Origin of the sequence: Kribbella hippodromi (genome assembly GCF_039531045.1) — a bacterium.
Taxonomy (GTDB): Bacteria; Actinomycetota; Actinomycetes; order Propionibacteriales; family Kribbellaceae; genus Kribbella; species Kribbella hippodromi.
The window spans coordinates 20,041-37,711 of record NZ_BAAAPH010000004.1; the positions used below are offsets into that span (position 1 = coordinate 20,041).

Sequence of the window (17,671 nt, forward strand, 5' to 3'; positions counted from 1 at the left end):
GACATCTCTTCTGCAGTATGAACTTTCCGTTGCCCAAGTCAAACAATCAGTAGCTGACAACGATGGACTTTGTTGCCTCAGGCATGGGCCATGCGGTGGATGATGACGATGGCCGAGTCGTCGCCCGGCCCGCCGGCGGTCGCGACGAGCTCGGCGGCGGCGCCGAGGAATCCCTGCGCCACCAGCCGTTCCGCGGCGCCGGCGAGCCGGTCGGTACCGCGGCCGATGTCGCGGCGCGGCGTCTCCACCATGCCGTCGCTGTACAGGAACAGCGCGTCCCCGAGCTTCAGCTGCCCGGTGTTCACCTTGAACTCGGGCGACTCCATCAGCCCGAGCAACGGCCCGTCCGCGTCCCGCGTCTGCCAGCGCCCGGACCACGCGTCGAACTGGATCGCCGGCGGATGCCCAGCGGTGCGTACGTCGAACGCACCGGTCCGCAGATCCACCACGACGTGTACGACGGTGGCGAAGTCGTCGTCCCAGTCCTGGCGGCGCAGGTACCGGTTGGCCGACGGCAGGAACTCCTCTTCCGGTACGACGCCCAGCAGCCCACCGAACGCACCCGACAGCAGCAGGGCGCGCGTTCCGGCATCGATTCCCTTGCCGGAGACATCGACCAGCGCCACCTCGAGTACGTCGTCGTGCACCGTCGACACCACGAAGTCACCGGAGAACGTGGATCCGCCAGCCGACTGGATCGCCACCTCGACGCGCCAGCCGGGCGGCAGCGTCGGCATCTCCCCCTGCGCGGTCAGCGTGTCCCGCAGCTCCATCAGCATCGATTCACCACGTGTACCAGGCACACCGAGCCGGCTGCGCACTTTCGCACTGGTCAGCACGATCCACCCGACCAGAGCGAGCACCAGCACGAACCCAGTACGCGGCAGCGCGGGAGGCCGTACTGCCACCACGTACGTAGCGAATGCCAGTGTGACGACAGTCAGCGCGACCAGCTGACGGAACCGCAGCAGCAGACCGCCCAGCAGCAGCGGGATGACCAGCAAGGAGGCAGGCACGTACTTCGGCCAGGCCAGACTGCCCATCGCGAACACCAGTGACATCAGCGCCAGCGCGATGAACGCCACCCGGTGCGATCGGCGGGCACGACGGGCCAGCGCCTCGACCCGGCGGCCGATGCGTCGTACGGGCGCGAGACCGCCGTTCTTCCTCATGGTCTGAAGAAGATAACGGTACCGATCGGTCCGCGCATCAATTCGCAACACAACCGATGGGGGTCAGCTCTTGCGAGTGAGGCCGGTCCGCTGGCATTTGGGGCACCAGAACAAGTTACGGCCCGCGAGGATCTTTGTCCTGATCACCGACTGACAGACATGGCATCGTTGCCCCTGGCGCCGGTACACGTACACCTCGCCGCCGTGGTCGTCCTGGCGCGGATCGCGGCCCATCGCCTCGGGCGTGTGGTCGTCGGCAACGGTGTCGATCCGGCCGGTCTCCACGCCGTACTTCATCAGCTCGAGCAGGTCGTCCCACATGCCCTGCCACTCGCGCTTCTTCAGTACGTTGCCGGGTGTCATCGGGTTCAGCTTGGCCCGGAACAGCACCTCGGCGCGGTACACGTTGCCGACACCACTCAGTACGTCCTGGTTCATCAGCAACTGCCCGATCGGCAGTCTGCTGCGATGGATGCGCTTCCAGGCCAGCTCGGGGTCGGCGTCGTCGCGCAGTGGGTCCGGGCCGAGCCGGTTGAGCAGCTTGTCGCGTTCCTCGTCGGTGATGACCTCGCACACCGTCGCACCGCGCAGGTCGGCGTACGCGGTGGCGTTCTGGAGCCGCAGCCGGACCTGGCCGACCGGCTCGGGCACCTCCGCCGCGTCAGCAGCGTGGATGTCCATCTTGCCGATCAGACCGAGGTGGATGTGCAGCCAGCCGGCGCCCTCGAGCTCGGCGAGGAAGTGCTTGCCGTGGGCCTCGGTCTGCCGCAGCAGGTGACCGTCCAGCAGGGCGGCGCCCTCGGCGAACCGGCCCTGCGGGCTGTACGCCCGGACCGTGCGGCCGCCGAACGCGTCCCAGACGTCGTTCGCCAGCCGGTGCAGGGTGTGACCTTCAGGCATGATTCCTCATATGGGGACGACAGGTGGTTCTGGTGCGGCCAAGGGGCGGACTGCCGCGCCCACTCCGGCAGTGGTCGGGACCGGCCGCAGTATGCGTGCTCGCGACGTCTCCCGGCCCAGCCGGCCCGTCCGGCGCCGCCCGGTGCTGCCACCCGGCGAGCCGGACGAGCAGGCCACACCGGCTGATCGGGGCGATCAGGACGATCAGGGCAGCGGCGGGAGCTCGCCGGTCGACTCGTAGGCCGTCAGCATCTCGATCCGGCGGGTGTGCCGCTCCTCACCGGAGTAGTCGGTGGCCAGGAACGTGTCGACGAACCCGGCTGCCTCCTCCTCGGTGTGCATCCGCGCACCCACGCTGATCACGTTGGCGTTGTTGTGCTCGCGGCCCAGCCGTGCGGTGTCGGTGCTCCAGGCCAGTACGGCCCGGACGCCCTGCACCTTGTTGGCGGCGATCTGTTCGCCGTTGCCCGAGCCACCGATCACGATGCCCAGACTGCCCGGGTCGTTGACCACCGCCTGCCCGGTGCGCAGGCAGTAGGGCGGGTAGTCGTCCACGGCGTCGTAGACGGCCGGACCGTGGTCCGCGACGTCGTGCCCGGCGGCAGTCAGGTGCTGCACCAGATGGTTCTTCAGTTCGAAGCCGGCGTGGTCAGAGCCGATGTGCACTCGCATGCCGAGCAATCTACTGACATACCGGGACGCCCGGGAGCTTGGGTGCGCCCGACCCGATGTACACGTTGGTCACATAGCCGCCGTACTTGGGCAGATAGGCCCACCAGCTGCTGGATCGAGGCGGTGCGTCGATCAGCTCGCCCTCGGCCTGTCCACTGACCAGCACCTCCACACCGGAGGGCAGGTGCCCCAAGATGCCTCCGGACGTGTTGGGCGCGCTCCGCACCCGTACACCGTCCCCGGTGGTCAGTACCCAGCTCCCAGCCGTCCGCACTGCGCCCGGCACGGTCAGCTCCCTGGTCAGCCGAGTCACATCGGTGTACGCCTTCCCGTACGGTGTGCCGGCCGGATGCAGCGTGAACACCGAGACGATGCTCCGGTCCGCCACGCCAACTGTTCCGGTGGTGTGCAGTGCGTCGCTGACCAGGTCCACGGCCGCTTCCGGCTTGGCGCGATCGGACTGGTACCCGCTGGACCCGTGGAAGCCGGACCAGCCCTGTTTGATGCTGAAGTCCGGGTCGAAGACAGACGCGATCCCGAAGTACTGGTCGAAGCCGTCCGTGCCGTACCGGGTCGGCCGGTGCAACAGATCCATCACGTACTGCCGTACCGGCGCCGGTGCACGGTCCAGCAAGTACTGGTAGATCCGCACGGTGTCGGCGGCTGTGATCGCCACGTACCCCCAGAAGCCCGGGTGGCTTACCGGCGGACCGGCAGTGTGGGTCAGTCCGAGCCGGTCGATCATGCGGTCCACGATCGCGCTGCCGCCGCGCTGCTCCCAGTAGTAGCTCGCGGCGTCGTCGTCACTGCTCCGCAGCATCACTTCGAGCCGCTCCTGGTCAGCCGCCTCGACGTCGTACGCCGGACCGCGATCCCAGAGCAGGTCGAGCACGATCAGCAGCTTCACCACGGACGCCGACCGGAACGGCAGGTCCGCGTTCAGCTGCTGGACGAACCCGCCGGTCTGGCGGTCGAAAACGGCGATGCCGGCGACCACGCCGGAAGGGACGGCAAGATCGCCGGCTGTGGGCAGCTCGTCACGCAAGGTCATCTGGTTCCTACTCACCACTTGGGGGTCGTTCCTGGTGAGCAACTTTCACCGGCCGGACGGTCGCAGAGCAAGCCCTGAACGTGAGACGAAATCGCTCAGTCGAAGATCGGGCCGCGGTCCCGGGTGCGCTTGATCTCGAAGAAGCCCTCGGTGCCGGCCACCAGCCGGACGCCGTCCCAGAGCTTGCCGGCCGCCTCACCCTTGGGCGCCGGCGTCACCACCGGGCCGAAGAACGCGGTGCCCTCGACCGAGATCACCGGCGTACCGACCTCCATACCGACCTGGTCCATGCCGGCGTGGTGGGACTTCTTCAGCGCGTCGTCGTACTTGTCGGTGGTCGCCGCCTCGATCAGCGAGGCGGGCAGTCCGACCTCGGCCAGCGCCTCCTTGATCACGTCGCCGGAGCCGTTCTCGATCCCGCGGCCCTCGAGGTGGATGCGCTTCCCGAGCGCGGTGTACAGCGGCAGCAGCACCTCGTTGCCGTGCGCCTGCTCGGCCGCGATCAGCACCCGGACCGGGCCCCACGCGTTCACCAGGAAGTCGCGGTACTGCTCGGGCAGTTCGTCGCGGCCGTCGTTCAGGACGGCGAGGCTCATCACGTGCCAGGTCGTCCGCACGTCCCGGACCTGCTCGACCTCGAGCATCCAGCGAGAAGTCATCCAGGCCCAGGGGCAGGCCGGGTCGAACCAGAAATCAGCGGAGGAAGTCATATTCACCATCATACAAAGTTGAAGAACTAGGCCGGGTCCGGTAGTCCAGCGATACCGACTTGGTATCCAGTACCCACGGTCGAGGGGAAACCCGCGGCGAAGCGCGGTGCCAGGTGCATAGGATGCGGACATGCCTGGAACCAACCTGACGCGCGACGAGGCGCGTTCCCGTGCGGGTGTGGTCGGTGACGTGAGTTACGCGATCGAGCTCGATCTGGCCAACGCGCCCACCGGCGCCCCGACCTTCCCGTCGGTGACGACGATCACGTTCTCCGCCGAGGCCGGCGCCAGTACGTTCGCCGACCTGATCGCGGAGAAGGTCCGCTCGGTCACGCTGAACGGCGTCGCCCTCGACCCGGACACGGTGTACGACGGAGCCCGTATCCAGCTCGGCGATCTGGCCGAGCGCAACGAGCTGACGGTCGTCGCCGACTGCCTGTACTCCCGCACCGGCGAAGGGCTGCACCGCTCGGTCGACCCGGCCGACAAGGAGACCTACCTCTACACCCAGTTCGAGGTGCCGGACGCCCGCCGGGTGTTCACCACCTTCGAGCAGCCGAACCTCAAGGCCCCGTTCACGTTCACCGTGTCCGCGCCGGCCCGCTGGGTGGTCATCTCGAACGCTCCGACACCGGAACCGACGCCGTACGCCGGCGAGAACGGCGAGGAGCTGGCGCGGTGGGAGTTCCCGCCGACCGAGCGCATCTCGACGTACATCACCGCGGTGGTCGCGGGTCCGTATCACGTGGTCACCGATATGTACGAAGGGCCGCACGGCTCGTACCCGCTGTCGCTGCTGTGCCGTCCGTCGCTGAAGGGCGCTCTGGACACCGACGACCTGTTCGAGGTCACCAAGCAGGGCTTCGCGCTGTTCGAAGAGGCCTTCGGCACGCCGTACCCGTTCCACAAGTACGACCAGGCGTTCGTGCCGGAGTACAACATGGGCGCGATGGAGAACGCCGGCTGCGTGACGCTCCGCGACGAGTACCTGTTCCGGAGCCGGACGACGCACGCGGAGCTGGAAGCGCGGGCCAACACCGTGCTGCACGAGCTGGCGCACATGTGGTTCGGTGACCTGGTCACGATGTCCTGGTGGGACGACCTGTGGCTGAACGAGTCGTTCGCGGAATGGGCCAGCCACTGGGCCCAGGTGGTCGCGACGGAGAAGTACTCCGATGCCTGGACGACGTTCTGCAACGCAAGGAAGAACTGGGCGTACCGGCAGGACCAGCTTCCGTCGACGCACCCGATCGCCGCGGACATGATCGACTTCCACGCGGTCGAGGTGAACTTCGACGGCATCACCTACGCGAAGGGCGCGTCGACGCTGCGCCAGCTGGTCGCGTTCGTCGGCGAGGACACCTTCGTCGCCGCGCTGAAGGAGTACTTCCACGACCACGCGTTCGGCAACACCGAGCTGGCCGACCTGCTGAAGCCGCTGGAGAAGGCGTCCGGGCGTGACCTGGACGACTGGACCGAGCGCTGGCTGCGGACCGCCGGTGTGAACACGCTGCGCGCCGGCTTCGCGGTCGACGACCAGGGTGCGTTCACGTCCTTCGCCATCGAGCAAACCGCGATCGAGAAGTTCCCGGTACTGCGTCCGCACCGGCTCGCGGTCGGTCTGTACCGGCGTACCGAGGCGGGACTGGTCCGGACCGAGCGGTTCGAGGTGGACATCGACGGTCCGCGGACCGAGCTGCCGGAGCTGGTCGGAGCCACCCAGCCGGACCTGGTGCTGCTGAACGACGACGACCTCACCTACGCGAAGATCCGGCTGGACGAGCGCTCCCGGGCCACACTGGTGGAGTCGATCGACCAGTTCACCGACTCGCTGCCCAGGGCGCTCGCCTGGGGCGCGGCGTGGGACATGACCCGGGACGCGGAGATGCCGGCCAGCCAGTACGTCGGCATCGTGCTGCGGGGCATCCGCGCCGAGACGGACCTCACCGGTGTGCGCGCACTGCTCGCCCAGGCCGGTACAGCCATCAACCAGTACGCCGCACCGCAGAACCGGCCGGCACTACGGGCCCAGTTCGAGGAGGCGCTGGCCGGGCTGGTCGCGGACGCCGAGGCCGGCAGCGACCACCAGCTGGCGTACGTCCGGGCGTACAGCTCGGCAGTGTTCTCCGAAGCCGGAGCCGACCGGCTAGCTGCCTGGGTGGCCGGCAACGACCTGCCCGCGGGCCTGGCTGTCGACACCGACCTGCGCTGGACGCTGATTGTCGCGCTGGCCCGGCTGGGCCGGATCGGTGCGGCGGAGATCGAGGACGAGCTGACCCGCGACACCACCATCACCGGTCAGGAGCGGGCCGCACAGGCACGCGCCGCGCGGCCGACCGCCGAGGCCAAGGAAGAGGCCTGGCGGGTCGCGGTCGAGTCGGAGGACACCCCGAACGAGACGCAGTTCCGGACCATCCTCGGGTTCCAGCAGCCCGGCCAGGAGGACCTGCTGCGGCCGTACGTCGACAAGTACCTGGCGGCGGCCAAGGACGTGTACACGCGGCTCGGCTCGTCCATGGGCGAGAACGTGCTGGTGTACCTGTCGCCGCGGCACCTGGCCGACCAGGCGGCGCTGGACGCGCTGACCGGCTGGCTGGCCGCGGAGTCGACGTCGGTGGACGCTCCGACCCTCCGCTACGTCACCGAGGCGCAGGCCGACCTGACCCGCGCGATCGCCGCGCAGGCACAGGACGTCGCCTGATCAGCCCGCTCACAGCGCCGGTCTCATCCGAGGCCGGCGCTGTCGCGTTGAACCTCGCGGTGCGGTAAGACTGGGTCGGTGCCCGCCTCAGACCCCGCCTTGGCTGGTGCGGCAGCTGTAGCGCTGACCGGACTCGCAGAGGCCTACCGACCCCGACCTGTCACTCCACTGATGCCCTGGCGATACTCACATCGCCTGGTGAAGCCGTACATCGTCACGGCGCGCGGGCGGCAGTGGGACGACCAGATGGTCGACACCGCCCGCATCACCGCCACCCGGCAGTTCGAGTTCGACGATGCGATGGGCTCCGCCGGACTGGGGGTCGCCGTACTCCACCTGTCCGACGACGGCGTCTACCTGGTGGTGCAGAGCTGGGCGAAGGACTTCCAGTCCCGGCTGAGCATTTTCAGCGGCATCGACGTCGGCGACCTCCGCCCGGCGCCGATCGGCGCCGGGACCTCGGTCTGGGAGCAGGAGGTCCTCAGCCACGAGCGCGCCGCGTACGTGCGGCACATCCTGTCCGCGGAGGTCGACGTCGACGCCTGGCTGGACGATGCCCTCGACACCCGCCCCCAAGTCAGATACGACGGCGTCCCCTCCGGCACCTAGTTGTTGCCTGCTGCGTCGAGTCGCTGACGCTGGTCAGCTGTGAGCTCCAGGTCCATCGCAGCAAGGCTGTCGTTGATCTGCTCCACTGAAGACGCACCTACCAGTGCAATGGTCGGGATCTCACCGCCCGTCAGCCAGGACAGCACCACCTGGTTCGCTGTCGCACCAGTCTCCTTCACTACCTCGTCCAGAGCGGCCTGGCGTGCTCTCGTGCCGGCATGGTCGTACAACTCGTCCAGTGGCCTGTCAGCTCGTACGTACGCGCCGCTCAGCAGCGGTGTGTACGCCACCAGCGTCAGACCGGGCTCCGACCGTAGGTAGCTGAGTAGGTTGCCGTCCGCGACACCGATCGTGCCGTCCTTGGACCGGAGACCGCCCTGGTCAGTCCGGCCGCGGAAGTACGTGTGGTGGTACTGCAGCACGTCGTACCCGGGCAGACCTGCTTGAGCGGCCACCGCTCGGTACCGCTCGAGCCGCCAGGTCCAGTAGTTGCTCAGCCCGACCAGACCCACTGACCCGTCGTTCACCAGCGATCCGAAGGTCTCTACCTGCTGCTCCACCGGGACGGCGTAGTCATCGATGTGCGCGTAGTACACGTCGATGTGGTCCCGGCCGAGGTTCTCCAGGCTGCGGGCCAGCGACTCCTTGACCACCTGCTGCGAGAGGCCCTCCAGGTTCTCGCTCAGCTGCTTGGCCGGCTGCGGTGGACGGCCGCCCACCTTGGTGGCGATGGTGAGCTCATCCCCCACACCGCGGCTGCGCATCCAGCGGCCGAGCAGCTGCTCACTCTCACCGCCCTGAGTGCCGTTGACCCAGAACGCGTAGTTGTTGGCCGTGTCGATGAACGACCCGCCGGCTTCGACGTAGCGGTCCAGGACCGCGTACGACGTCGACTCGTCGGTCGCCGTACCCATCAGCATCGCCCCGAGGGCGATCTGGCTGACCCGACGCTGCCGCGCCGGGTCGCTCCCAATCGTCAGATAACGCATGTGCCCAGCCAAACAACTAGAGCGCTGTCTAGGTCAAGCGTCGCGGCAGCACCGGCCATCGTCCGCGGACCCGCAGGGTGGTTGCGCCGGCGCTACCCGTGAGGGTCAAACGCTTGCTGATCGGCGCATCGTGAGCACGCGTACGCGGTCCGCGATGCCCTTGCCGGCAAAGAGATTCTTGCCACCTGAGAAAGCCTCACTTCTCCGGATCTTCGGTTTAAGCTGCACCGAACTGTTCATCAGGGGTTGTCCGGGGAGGGCCCTTGCCATGACCCGTGTCGATCACCGCCGCGTAGATCACCGCCGCGTCGATCACCGCCGCGCAGATCACCGGAAGGCGTCCGCTCGGGCCGCCCGGAAACCGCAACGGTCCCGCAGTGCGATCAGTGCGGCGATCGTGGCCGCGGCGGCGATGGCCGCCGTGTTCGCATTCATCCTGACCCGAGGGACGTCCACCGATCCGCCGGCCGACAGCCTGCGGATGGGGACCGACAGCGAGGCCGCCGCCGCGCCGTCCACCGACGGCGGCACCACCAAGGCGGACCGGAAGCCGCCGGTCTCGGCGCCCAAGACCACGGTGAAGGCCCAGACAACCACACCGCCCACCACGCCACCCGCAGTGAACACCGGCCCGGTGTCGCCGAAGTTCAAGCGCGGCGACTGGATCGCGGTGCTGGACAAGTACCCGACCGATGTCGGTCTGGACGCGGGTCAAGCCGCGAAGGACACCGCGACCAAGCTGTCCCGCGCCGGCGTACCGGCCAAGGCGATGCTGGTGAACGGGCAGTACCCGGGGCTCACCAACAGCTCACTGACACCAGTCACCGCCACCTGGGTGGTGTACCTCGGTCCGGGTACGTCGTCGGAGCAGATGCTCAACCTGTGCCTGGACCCGCGCACCCAGCGGATCTACCCGAGCCCGGCCTGCCCCACCTACGAGCCGGCGGCTACCCGCGGCTGAGTGACCACATCGGTCGCCAGACGAGCGTGCAGATGTGAGTCATGCCGCCGCCCGGTCGGCTCGACGTAGTAGTCGCGCATCACGCCTTCCAGCTGGAAGCCGGCCCGCAGGGCGACGTGACACGAGCCCTCGTTGACCAGTGCGTGGTCGAGTGAGATGCGGTGCAAACCGAGCCCATCGCCGGCGAGACCCCAGCGCGCAGCGGCATCCAGTGCGCGCGCACCAAGCCGCCGGCCGCGCGCCAGTGGACTGACCCAGTACGCGGCAACGGCCTGATCGGGCACGCGGTGCACGTCCCGCAGCGTGACGCTGCCTAGTACCTGGTCCGTGCCGGTGTCCGCGATCGCGAAAACAGCGTTGCCGCGTACCCAGCCATCGATCCGTGGCTCCAGCCACCTGCCGGCGCGCTGGTCCGCGGGCAGCCGGATCACGGCCGTACCCGCGGTCCACCGGAGAATGCCCGGGTCCTGGAGCGCGACAGCCACCGCAGCCTCGTCGGACGCCACGAACGGGCGCAGTACTACGTCGCCGAGGTCGATGCGACGTGGCTGGAGCGCTGTTGTCACTAGAGCTTGTGCGGCTCGTTGTTGGCGTGCAGCAGCGGCGCCTGGTGCGCGTGTGCACCCAACTGCTGGACACCGGTCACCAGACCACCGGTCAGGTCACCGGTCGCGAACGACGTCTGCATGGTCAGTGCGGCCAGACCGGCGGACGTGTCCGACAGCTGGCGCCTGGCCTGCGCGCCGCTGACGATCTCGAGGCGGCGGCCGGCCGGGTCGACGTACACCAGGACGGTGTTGTCCGGGTCGTCCAGCTCGTTCAGCAGCTCGATCGCGAACGGGCGGGTCTCGGAGTCCGCACCACCGACGTACACGGAGAAGTGCAGGCCGGACACCTCTTCGGCATGCCGGACCGCCCGCTCGATGTCGTGGAGCTGGTCAGGAGTGAATGCGTCACCAGCTGGCACTTGCGCCTCCGGTCGTACGGGCAACGCCGGCGCCGGCGGTCGCGGTGGTACCCGGAGCACTGTTCAGCTCGGGCAGCTCGGGCAGGCTGGCCGGGTCGGGCCGGGTCGCGGTCGGGCCGTTGATCCAGACCGGCGGAGCCCACCAGGACAAGCCCGGACGGTACCGCGGCCCGTTCGCGATCGACGAGGCGAAGACCAGCAGCGCCACGATCGCGATCACCAGCACGGGTATCCCGACGAACACCAGCACGGAGTGGCTGGACAATTCAGCAATCACGTCCCGAAGCCTAGTACTTGCACGGCTTGGGAGCGGCCGCAGCCCCTCCCAAGCCGGTCAACCAGTCAGCAATCTGCTCAGCAGCCACCGCAGTCTCCACCTCACAACCCGCGCGAAGCGCGGCTGCTTCTTCAGTTCAGCAACCCCCGCAGTTGTAGTACGTGATGTCCCAGTGGCTGCCCTCGTTCGCGTAGATGTTGCCCGCGCCCGACTTCCACTGCTGGGCGCCGTCGCCACGGTCCGCGATCCGGGTGAAGGTGTTGCGGATGTAGTTGCTCACACAGGTGTACACCGAGATGTCCACCTTGTACCCGTTCCAGTGGCTGTACGTCCCACTGGCATGTCCGGTCTCGGTACCACCGGTGATGTTCACCGCACACCCACTGGCGGTCTTCAACGTCCGCACGCCGTACACCGTGCTGTCGTTGATCTGATCGAACGACGTACAGGTAGCGACGTTCCGGTTGGAGCAGTTGCCGCTGGACGACCACGTGATGCCGGCCGCGCGGAAGATGGCGGTCGCCTGCGAGTGGGTCATCTTGGTCAAGGCCGACGCCTGCTCGACCGCGACCACGCCGGGCAGCAGCCCGACCAGTACGGCGACCAGGGGTACGACGACACGACGGAGCACTGTCTTCATGGGGACACTCCTTGAAACGGGGCGGATGTTTCAAGGAGTGCATTTCCCGGGAAAGTTATTGGCGAAACGCCGGTTCGAATCAGAAACTGACATCCGAACACTGGTAGAAGGCGTTGCCGGTGTCGGCGATGGTCCAGACCGCGAGGATCATGTGCCGCCCGGTCCGGCCGCTCGGGATCGTGCCCGGGTGCGACACGTCGTTCGGCGGGCGGGTGCCGTTCAGGCTGACGGTCAGGAACGGGGTCAGGTCGAGCGCGGCCCGGGTCAGCGGCTTGGCCGGTTCCCAGCCCTGTTTCGTCAGGTAGTACTTGAAGTCGGTGGTCGCGTGCGGCGCGGTCAGATGCCAGGTGAAGTTGAACCCCTGACCGGCCTGCAGGTGCGTGGCCGGCCACGCACCACCGCGCTGATCATCGAGCTCGGCGAACTGTGGCAGGCCCGCCGAACAGAGCTTCCCGTCCGCCGGACCGGCCGCCGGGAACCCCTTCGGACCCTCCACGCTCTGCGGCTCCCACTGGATCTGGCCGCAGTTCGTCACGGTCCCTTGCTGGCAGTACTTGGCCCGGCTGGTCGGGCCGGTCGTGTACCCGTGCCCGAAGGCGAGTACCGACGTACACACCGTCAGCGCCAGCGCGCCGGCGGCGATTCCAGCCATGCTGAGTTTCCGTATCCGCAGCATGAGATCTCCTTCCACTGTTGGGGCGGTGGACAGCGAAGGAAGGCGCCTCTCCTGCTCAATAGAAAACAACCGTTCATAACTATTGTCAACGGTTGGTGAGCAGTTGGATACGGAAAGCTAGATGTTCAGTGCGCCGATCAGCCGGCGCAGGCGGTGGTTGTTGGGCAGGTCCTCGACCAGTACCGGCTCGCCCTCCGGTCCGCCCAGCGGCACGCGCCAGTTCGGGTACTCGTCCGTGGTGCCCGGCTGGTTCTGCGTACGACGCTCGCCGACCGCGTCCGTGAGCGCGACCCCGACCAGCTTCGCCGGCGTATGCGCGACGTACTGGTGCAGTGCCTCCACGATCCGCTCGACGTCGCCATCGGTGTTGGAGAGCAGGTGCCGCTCGCGCAGCGCGTTGAGCCACGCGTCCCGGTCCGCCTCGTCAACAGCAAGCTCCTCCGCCACCGGACGAGTCAGCAGCCCAAGGCGATTCCGCAACTCCACGTGGTCGCCCGCCAAGTACCCAGCGGTCGGCGGGAGGTCATGTGTCGTCACAGTGGCCAGACAGAGCTCACGCCAGCGCTCCGGGGCGAGCGGCTTGCCGTTCGCATCCCGCTCGAACCACAGCACCGACGTACCCAGCACACCGCGCTCGGTGAGGTAGTCACGCACCCACGGCTCCACAGTGCCCAGGTCCTCACCGATCACGGTCACACCGGCACGCTGAGCCTCCAGTACGAGGATGCCGACCAGGGCCTCGTGGTCGTAGCGCACGTACGTACCCTCGGTCGGGCGCTCCGGCGAAACCACCCACCAGAGCCGGAACATCCCCAGGATGTGGTCGATCCGCAGTCCGCCACCGTGCCGCATCACTGCCCGCACCAGGTCGCGCCAAGCGGCGTACCCGGTCTCGGCCAGCGCGTTCGGCCGCCACGGCGGCTGCGACCAGTCCTGGCCCTGCTGGTTGAAGGCGTCCGGCGGCGCTCCTACGTGGATGTTCGGGGCCAGTACGTCCTGTAGCGCCCACGCGTCCGCACCGTCCGGGTGGACGCCTACCGCCAGGTCGTGCAGTACGCCGAGCGACATGCCCGCCGCCTTCGCCCGGGCCTGCGTACGCGCCAGCTGCTCGTCCAACTGCCACTGCAACCAGCAGTGGAACTCCACCGCATCCGGGTTCTCATTGCGGAAGGCAACAACTTCCGGCGCGGTAGGTGACTGCAACTCCTCCGGCCACTTGCTCCACTCCGGTCCGTGTACGTCCGCGAGCGCCGCCCAGGTGGCGAAATCGATCAGCCCCTGACTCTCCCGGTCGCAGAAGGCGCCGTACTCGGCTATCCGCCCCACCGACGGCTGCACCCGGAACAGCACCTGCAGCGCCTCGCGCTTCGCCGCCCAGACCGTGTCCCGGTCCAGCGCGTCGGAGTCCTCGCTCAGCGCACGGGCCTGGAGTGCCAGCGTGCGTACGCGATCGCGCTCCGCCGGCGCCAGGTCGCCGTACTCGTCGATGTCCTCGATCCGGAGGTAGATCGGGTTGCCGAACCGCCGTGACGCAGGCAGATACGGCGACGGCTCCATCCGGCCGGCCAGCTCAGCAGCGTGCAGTGGGTTTACCAGTACGAACCCGGCACCCAGGTCGTGCGCGGACCAGGCAGCCAGGTCAGCCAGGTCGTGCAGGTCGCCGATCCCCCAGGACCTGCGCGAGCGGACCGAGTACAGCTGCAGCACCCAGCCCCAGGTGCGGTGCAGCTTCTCCGGCTCGAGCTTGCGCGGCGTCACGATCAGCGTGCTGACCGCAATCTCCGGACTGGTCCCGACCTTCGCGCACAACCGGTGGTACCCGAGTGGTAGGTCGCCGGGCAGCTGGAACGTCGCCTCACCAACCTGTACGCCGTCGATCCACTCCGGCTCGACCCAGTGGTCCTGCTGCGGGAGGTCCCGCCGCTGACCGCCGTCCTCGAGATCGACCCACACCTCCGCCGTCGACCCATGCGGCACGTGCACGGCGAACCACGGCGTCCACCCCTCCCGCATCACCACAGTCGCGGGCAGCGTACGTCGCCAGCGCGCCTGTCGGTGCTCCGCCAACGCGAGAGCAGCCTTCTCCGGTGTGGACGCATCCACACCAAGCGCAGCCAGTACGTCCGACACGACCTCACTGGAGACGATCACATGCTCGCCCTGCCAGTTCCAGTACTCCGTCGCAACGCCATGGGCAACCGCGAGCTCGACAAGGGCCGGAGTGGGAGCTGTCACCTCAGCGAGTCTGCCGTATCAACCGCACCAAGGTACAAACGACACCCTCTTACGCGTTCGAGCGGCGACGGCTCAACATCATGACTGCAACCAGGAGGACTCCGCTCGCCACGACGAGTCCGATCGCCACACCGGCCAGGTTGTCGGTCAGCTGGTACAGGGCGGTTGGCCAGATGACCAGGAGGATCGCACAGCCGACCACCGCGTACGCCGGGCGGCGCGTCCGGCCGTACGCGACCAGCAACGCGGCAGGACCAGCCGTACCGACCGCGAGCGCCATGATCTCGCCGCGCTCCTGCACCAGCCAGCAGATCGACGAACTGAACATCGCGGCTCCGGCCAGTGACCACGACGTCACCTGATCCCGCACCATCCCCAGCATCGCGAACACGAACGCCACGATGATGAAACCGGTCCCGGCGATCCCCGCGCTGTTCGCGGCCGACCCCGTGTCCGGAGTGAGGACATCCGCCGTGATCACCAACACACCGACGGCCAGGATCCCAAAAGTTGCCACCAGCAACGAAGAGCCGGCCAGCCACCACAACCCGGCGGCGGCCAGCGCGAGCGCGACGAGCACCCCGACCACCCGGCCGGTCTCGCCCTCGATCGCCACGAAGGTCGCGAACCCGGCCACGCAGCAGCCCATCGACGCGAGCGCCGAGCTGAGCTGCTCACGCCGCCGCAGCAGCGCCAGGACGACCGCCGCGCCGAGCAGGACCACCGCCGCGGTGGTCCCGGTGCTGATCCGGGCCGCACGGCCCATCTCACCCCAGTTCGCCAAGGTCAGGAGCGCGACGGCGCCGAGCAGCAGCGCGCCGCCGATGTACCCGAGCACCTCGACCAGCGCGTTCGCGTGCGGCGTCTCCAGCGGTGCCTTCGCTTTGGTCTGGACCGGCTCCGCGGGCTGGTCCGCCGCCGAGGCCGGTGCCGTCGGCCGGCCGGGGTCGGCGAGGGCCGCGTCGATCTCCGCGTCGGCCGCGTCCCGGATCGAGTCGGCCTGGTACTGGCGCAGCACGCCGGCGCTCACGAGCCTCGACAGCTCGTCGTCCAGACGGCTCGACATGCGATCGCTTCTCCCTTGTCAGCCTTACTAAGATCGGGCGGCGAGATGCCTATTCTGACCAGCTACCTTGTGTCCCTAGTCAGTCACCCCCTGTTTTCGCTGCCGAGTACCTTTCCGGCGTTCTTCCGGACGGGCTCCGACGGCAAGCTGGAGATGACCGATCAGATCGTCGTGGTCCCGGCCCGGATCGCCGGACTGATCATCGGTTTCATCGTCCTCCGCTGGGTGCTGCACAAGCTGATCCGCCGGTTCGCCCGGCGGACCGGCAACGGCGCGGTCGCGGGCGTGCTGGCGAAGTCGAAACGTGGCCAGGAGTTCGTCGAGAACACCCTCGCCAACGAGCGCCGGGCGCAGCGCGCGGAGACGATCGCGTCGCTGCTGACCAGCGCGGTCACGATCGTACTGACCGCCGTCCTGGTGGTGATGGTGCTGGCCGAGCTCGGCTTCAACATCCTGCCGGTGATCGCGTCCGCGAGCATCATCGGCGTCGCGCTCGGCTTCGGCGCGCAGACGCTGGTGAAGGACTTCCTGGCCGGCGTGTTCATGATCTTCGAGGACCAGTACGGCGTCGGCGACCTGATCGACATGGAGAAGGCGACCGGCACCGTGGTCGCGGTCGGTCTGCGCATCACCACGCTCCGTGGCGAAGACGGCACCACCTGGTACGTACGCAACGGCGAGGTGCTCCGGGTCGGCAACATGACCACCCGGGACCCGAACAGCACCGGCTCCTCCGGCGTCGGCTCCGGCACCGAAAAGGAAGAGGAAACTAAGACCGACGAAAGCACGGCGACCGGAACGCACGGCGAAACCCAAGCTTGAGGTAGAGCCGCTCCGCGTCCGAACCTTCCGCCACCTGCAGCGTGAGCCGCCCACCCACCGCGTCCCGCCGCGCCTGCGCCAGCAGCCTGCTCGCCAGTCCCCGACCGCGGTACTCCGGCTTGGTCGCGACCGCGTAGACGCCAACCACCGAACCGGTCCGCAACACCAGGGTGGTCGACGCCGGAGCACCGTCGACGCGGAGCAGGTACAGCGACTGGCCGGGCGCTTGGTAGTTCTGCACCGCGCGCCGCACGAACATCTGCTGCCACCAGTCGTAGTCCGGCTCCCCCACCTCAAGGAACGCCGCACTCTGGACCTCCGCGAACCCCCTGGCGTCGCGCTCTGTGCCGATGGCCTCGATCGGCTCCCCATCCCCCGGGCCGGCCGGCGCCTCCAGGTGCACCAGCACTTCGGCCGGCTCGAACCCCGCCGCGGCCAGACGCTCCTCCCACCCGGCTCCGCTTTCCGGCACCAGCCGCACCGCCCCCGCCCCACCGGGCAGTTCGGCGTCCGGCGACAGCGGAATCCAGACCGAGAACTCCGCAGCCTCACCTTCCACCTCGATCGCGTCGACGGATCGCCGGACGACGCCGCGATGAGCAGCCAGAAACGTCAGGTGGTTCTCGACCAGAGCATCAGCCATGGACGCAGCTTGCCGGACCGCACCGACAGATTTCAGCGGCAGGAACGACAGCGTCCGGCGAACCAGAGTGGTTCGCCGGACGCTTGCGGGACGGGTCAGGCGGTGAAGGTGACGTCCAGGGTGATCGGGACCGCGGACAGCGCCTGGGACACCGGGCAGTTCTTCTTCGCGCCCTCGGCGAACTCGGCGAACTCCTCGGCGGTCAGGCCCGGCACGTTGCCGTTCACCGACAGCTTGATGCCGGTGATGCCCTCACCCGGCTGGAAGTCGACGTCGGCCTGGGTGTCGATCGACGCCGGCGGCTTGCCCGCGCCGGCCAGCGCGTGCGACAGCGCCATCGAGAAGCAGGTGGAGTGCGCGGCCGCGATCAGCTCTTCCGGGCTGGTCTTGCCGTTGGCGTCGTTCGCGCGGGAGGCCCAGGTGACGTCGTAGGTGCCGACTCCGGACGACTCGAGCGCGACCTGGCCGGCGCCCTCCATCAGCGAGCCTTCCCAGTGGGCCTTGGCCGTACGAGTGGTAGCCATGCTCGTGTTCTCTCCTTCGAGGGGGTGGTTCGGCGCCCGGACACGTCGATCGCGCC

Annotated in this window: 19 protein-coding genes; 4 read left to right on the plus strand and 15 right to left on the minus strand. The window is 68.3% G+C overall.

Features of this window, described 5'->3' with window-relative positions; all coding sequences use genetic code 11:
* Positions 1 to 77 precede the first annotated feature (77 nt).
* The 5 genes from ABD260_RS06985 to ABD260_RS07005 form a co-directional block, all read right to left on the minus strand.
* Positions 78 to 1,172 carry a PP2C family protein-serine/threonine phosphatase gene (locus ABD260_RS06985; RefSeq protein ID WP_344232525.1) on the minus strand — a complete coding sequence of 365 codons (1,095 nt, stop codon included), beginning with the start codon at positions 1,170 to 1,172 and terminating at the stop codon, positions 78 to 80.
* A gap of 63 nt (positions 1,173 to 1,235) precedes the next feature.
* Positions 1,236 to 2,072, minus strand: a complete 837-nt coding sequence (locus tag ABD260_RS06990; protein WP_344232526.1) for an Fpg/Nei family DNA glycosylase — start codon at positions 2,070 to 2,072, stop codon at positions 1,236 to 1,238.
* Positions 2,073 to 2,276: 204 nt separating this feature from the next.
* Positions 2,277 to 2,744, minus strand: coding sequence for a ribose-5-phosphate isomerase (locus ABD260_RS06995; RefSeq protein ID WP_344232527.1), 468 nt, complete (start codon positions 2,742 to 2,744; stop codon positions 2,277 to 2,279).
* A 10-nt stretch (positions 2,745 to 2,754) separates the two neighbouring features.
* Positions 2,755 to 3,795: a hypothetical protein gene (locus ABD260_RS07000; RefSeq protein WP_344232528.1), complete on the minus strand. Its 1,041-nt coding sequence runs from the start codon at positions 3,793 to 3,795 to the stop codon at positions 2,755 to 2,757.
* Positions 3,796 to 3,890: 95 nt separating this feature from the next.
* Entirely contained in the window at positions 3,891 to 4,505 is a 615-nt protein-coding gene (locus ABD260_RS07005; RefSeq protein WP_344232529.1) for a mycothiol-dependent nitroreductase Rv2466c family protein, read from the minus strand.
* A gap of 130 nt (positions 4,506 to 4,635) precedes the next feature.
* Here ABD260_RS07005 and pepN point away from each other — a divergent pair, with 130 nt between their 5' ends.
* Both pepN and ABD260_RS07015 read left to right on the plus strand, forming a co-directional pair.
* On the plus strand, positions 4,636 to 7,206 hold the full coding sequence (pepN, locus tag ABD260_RS07010) for an aminopeptidase N (RefSeq protein ID WP_344232530.1): 2,571 nt from the start codon (positions 4,636 to 4,638) through the stop codon (positions 7,204 to 7,206).
* 171 nt (positions 7,207 to 7,377) lie between these two features.
* A complete protein-coding gene (locus ABD260_RS07015; RefSeq protein ID WP_344232531.1) occupies positions 7,378 to 7,815 on the plus strand; it encodes a hypothetical protein in 438 nt (145 codons plus the stop codon).
* On the opposite strand, the gene ABD260_RS07020 is transcribed toward ABD260_RS07015, so the two are convergent.
* On the minus strand, positions 7,812 to 8,804 hold the full coding sequence (locus ABD260_RS07020) for an aldo/keto reductase (protein WP_344232532.1): 993 nt from the start codon (positions 8,802 to 8,804) through the stop codon (positions 7,812 to 7,814). The two genes, ABD260_RS07015 and ABD260_RS07020, sit on opposite strands and share 4 nt — an antisense overlap.
* A 268-nt stretch (positions 8,805 to 9,072) precedes the next feature.
* Here ABD260_RS07020 and ABD260_RS07025 point away from each other — a divergent pair, with 268 nt between their 5' ends.
* Positions 9,073 to 9,765, plus strand: a complete 693-nt coding sequence (locus ABD260_RS07025; RefSeq protein WP_344232533.1) for a hypothetical protein — start codon at positions 9,073 to 9,075, stop codon at positions 9,763 to 9,765.
* Here the strand turns inward: ABD260_RS07025 and ABD260_RS07030 are convergent.
* From ABD260_RS07030 to ABD260_RS07060, 7 genes are all read right to left on the minus strand, one after another.
* Positions 9,738 to 10,331: a GNAT family N-acetyltransferase gene (locus tag ABD260_RS07030; RefSeq protein ID WP_344232534.1), complete on the minus strand. Its 594-nt coding sequence runs from the start codon at positions 10,329 to 10,331 to the stop codon at positions 9,738 to 9,740. The genes ABD260_RS07025 and ABD260_RS07030 overlap by 28 nt on opposite strands.
* The gene (locus ABD260_RS07035) at positions 10,331 to 10,732 is read right to left on the minus strand and encodes a DUF5130 family protein (RefSeq protein WP_344232535.1); all 402 of its coding nucleotides are present in this window, start codon (positions 10,730 to 10,732) and stop codon (positions 10,331 to 10,333) included. Before ABD260_RS07035 ends, ABD260_RS07030 begins: the two co-directional genes overlap by 1 nt.
* Positions 10,719 to 11,009 (minus strand): aa3-type cytochrome oxidase subunit CtaJ, encoded by a 291-nt coding sequence (gene ctaJ / locus ABD260_RS07040; protein ID WP_344232536.1) that lies wholly within the window; start codon positions 11,007 to 11,009, stop codon positions 10,719 to 10,721. The genes ABD260_RS07035 and ctaJ overlap by 14 nt, the downstream gene beginning before the upstream one ends.
* A gap of 136 nt (positions 11,010 to 11,145) precedes the next feature.
* Complete coding sequence (locus ABD260_RS07045; RefSeq protein ID WP_344232537.1) at positions 11,146 to 11,649, minus strand: hypothetical protein; 504 nt, start codon at positions 11,647 to 11,649, stop codon at positions 11,146 to 11,148.
* A 79-nt stretch (positions 11,650 to 11,728) separates the two neighbouring features.
* Positions 11,729 to 12,325 carry a lytic polysaccharide monooxygenase auxiliary activity family 9 protein gene (locus ABD260_RS07050; protein WP_344232538.1) on the minus strand — a complete coding sequence of 199 codons (597 nt, stop codon included), beginning with the start codon at positions 12,323 to 12,325 and terminating at the stop codon, positions 11,729 to 11,731.
* Positions 12,326 to 12,442: 117 nt separating this feature from the next.
* Positions 12,443 to 14,560, minus strand: coding sequence for a 4-alpha-glucanotransferase (gene malQ, locus ABD260_RS07055; RefSeq protein ID WP_344232539.1), 2,118 nt, complete (start codon positions 14,558 to 14,560; stop codon positions 12,443 to 12,445).
* A 49-nt stretch (positions 14,561 to 14,609) separates the two neighbouring features.
* On the minus strand, positions 14,610 to 15,626 hold the full coding sequence (locus ABD260_RS07060; RefSeq protein ID WP_344232540.1) for a hypothetical protein: 1,017 nt from the start codon (positions 15,624 to 15,626) through the stop codon (positions 14,610 to 14,612).
* 45 nt (positions 15,627 to 15,671) lie between these two features.
* On the opposite strand from ABD260_RS07060, the gene ABD260_RS07065 reads away from it, so the two are divergent.
* Positions 15,672 to 16,448 (plus strand): mechanosensitive ion channel family protein, encoded by a 777-nt coding sequence (locus ABD260_RS07065; RefSeq protein WP_344232541.1) that lies wholly within the window; start codon positions 15,672 to 15,674, stop codon positions 16,446 to 16,448.
* Here the strand turns inward: ABD260_RS07065 and ABD260_RS07070 are convergent.
* Positions 16,396 to 17,091, minus strand: a complete 696-nt coding sequence (locus tag ABD260_RS07070; RefSeq protein ID WP_344232542.1) for a GNAT family N-acetyltransferase — start codon at positions 17,089 to 17,091, stop codon at positions 16,396 to 16,398. The two genes, ABD260_RS07065 and ABD260_RS07070, sit on opposite strands and share 53 nt — an antisense overlap.
* A 95-nt stretch (positions 17,092 to 17,186) precedes the next feature.
* Positions 17,187 to 17,615, minus strand: a complete 429-nt coding sequence (locus tag ABD260_RS07075) for an OsmC family protein (RefSeq protein WP_344232543.1) — start codon at positions 17,613 to 17,615, stop codon at positions 17,187 to 17,189.
* Positions 17,616 to 17,671 lie beyond the last annotated feature (56 nt).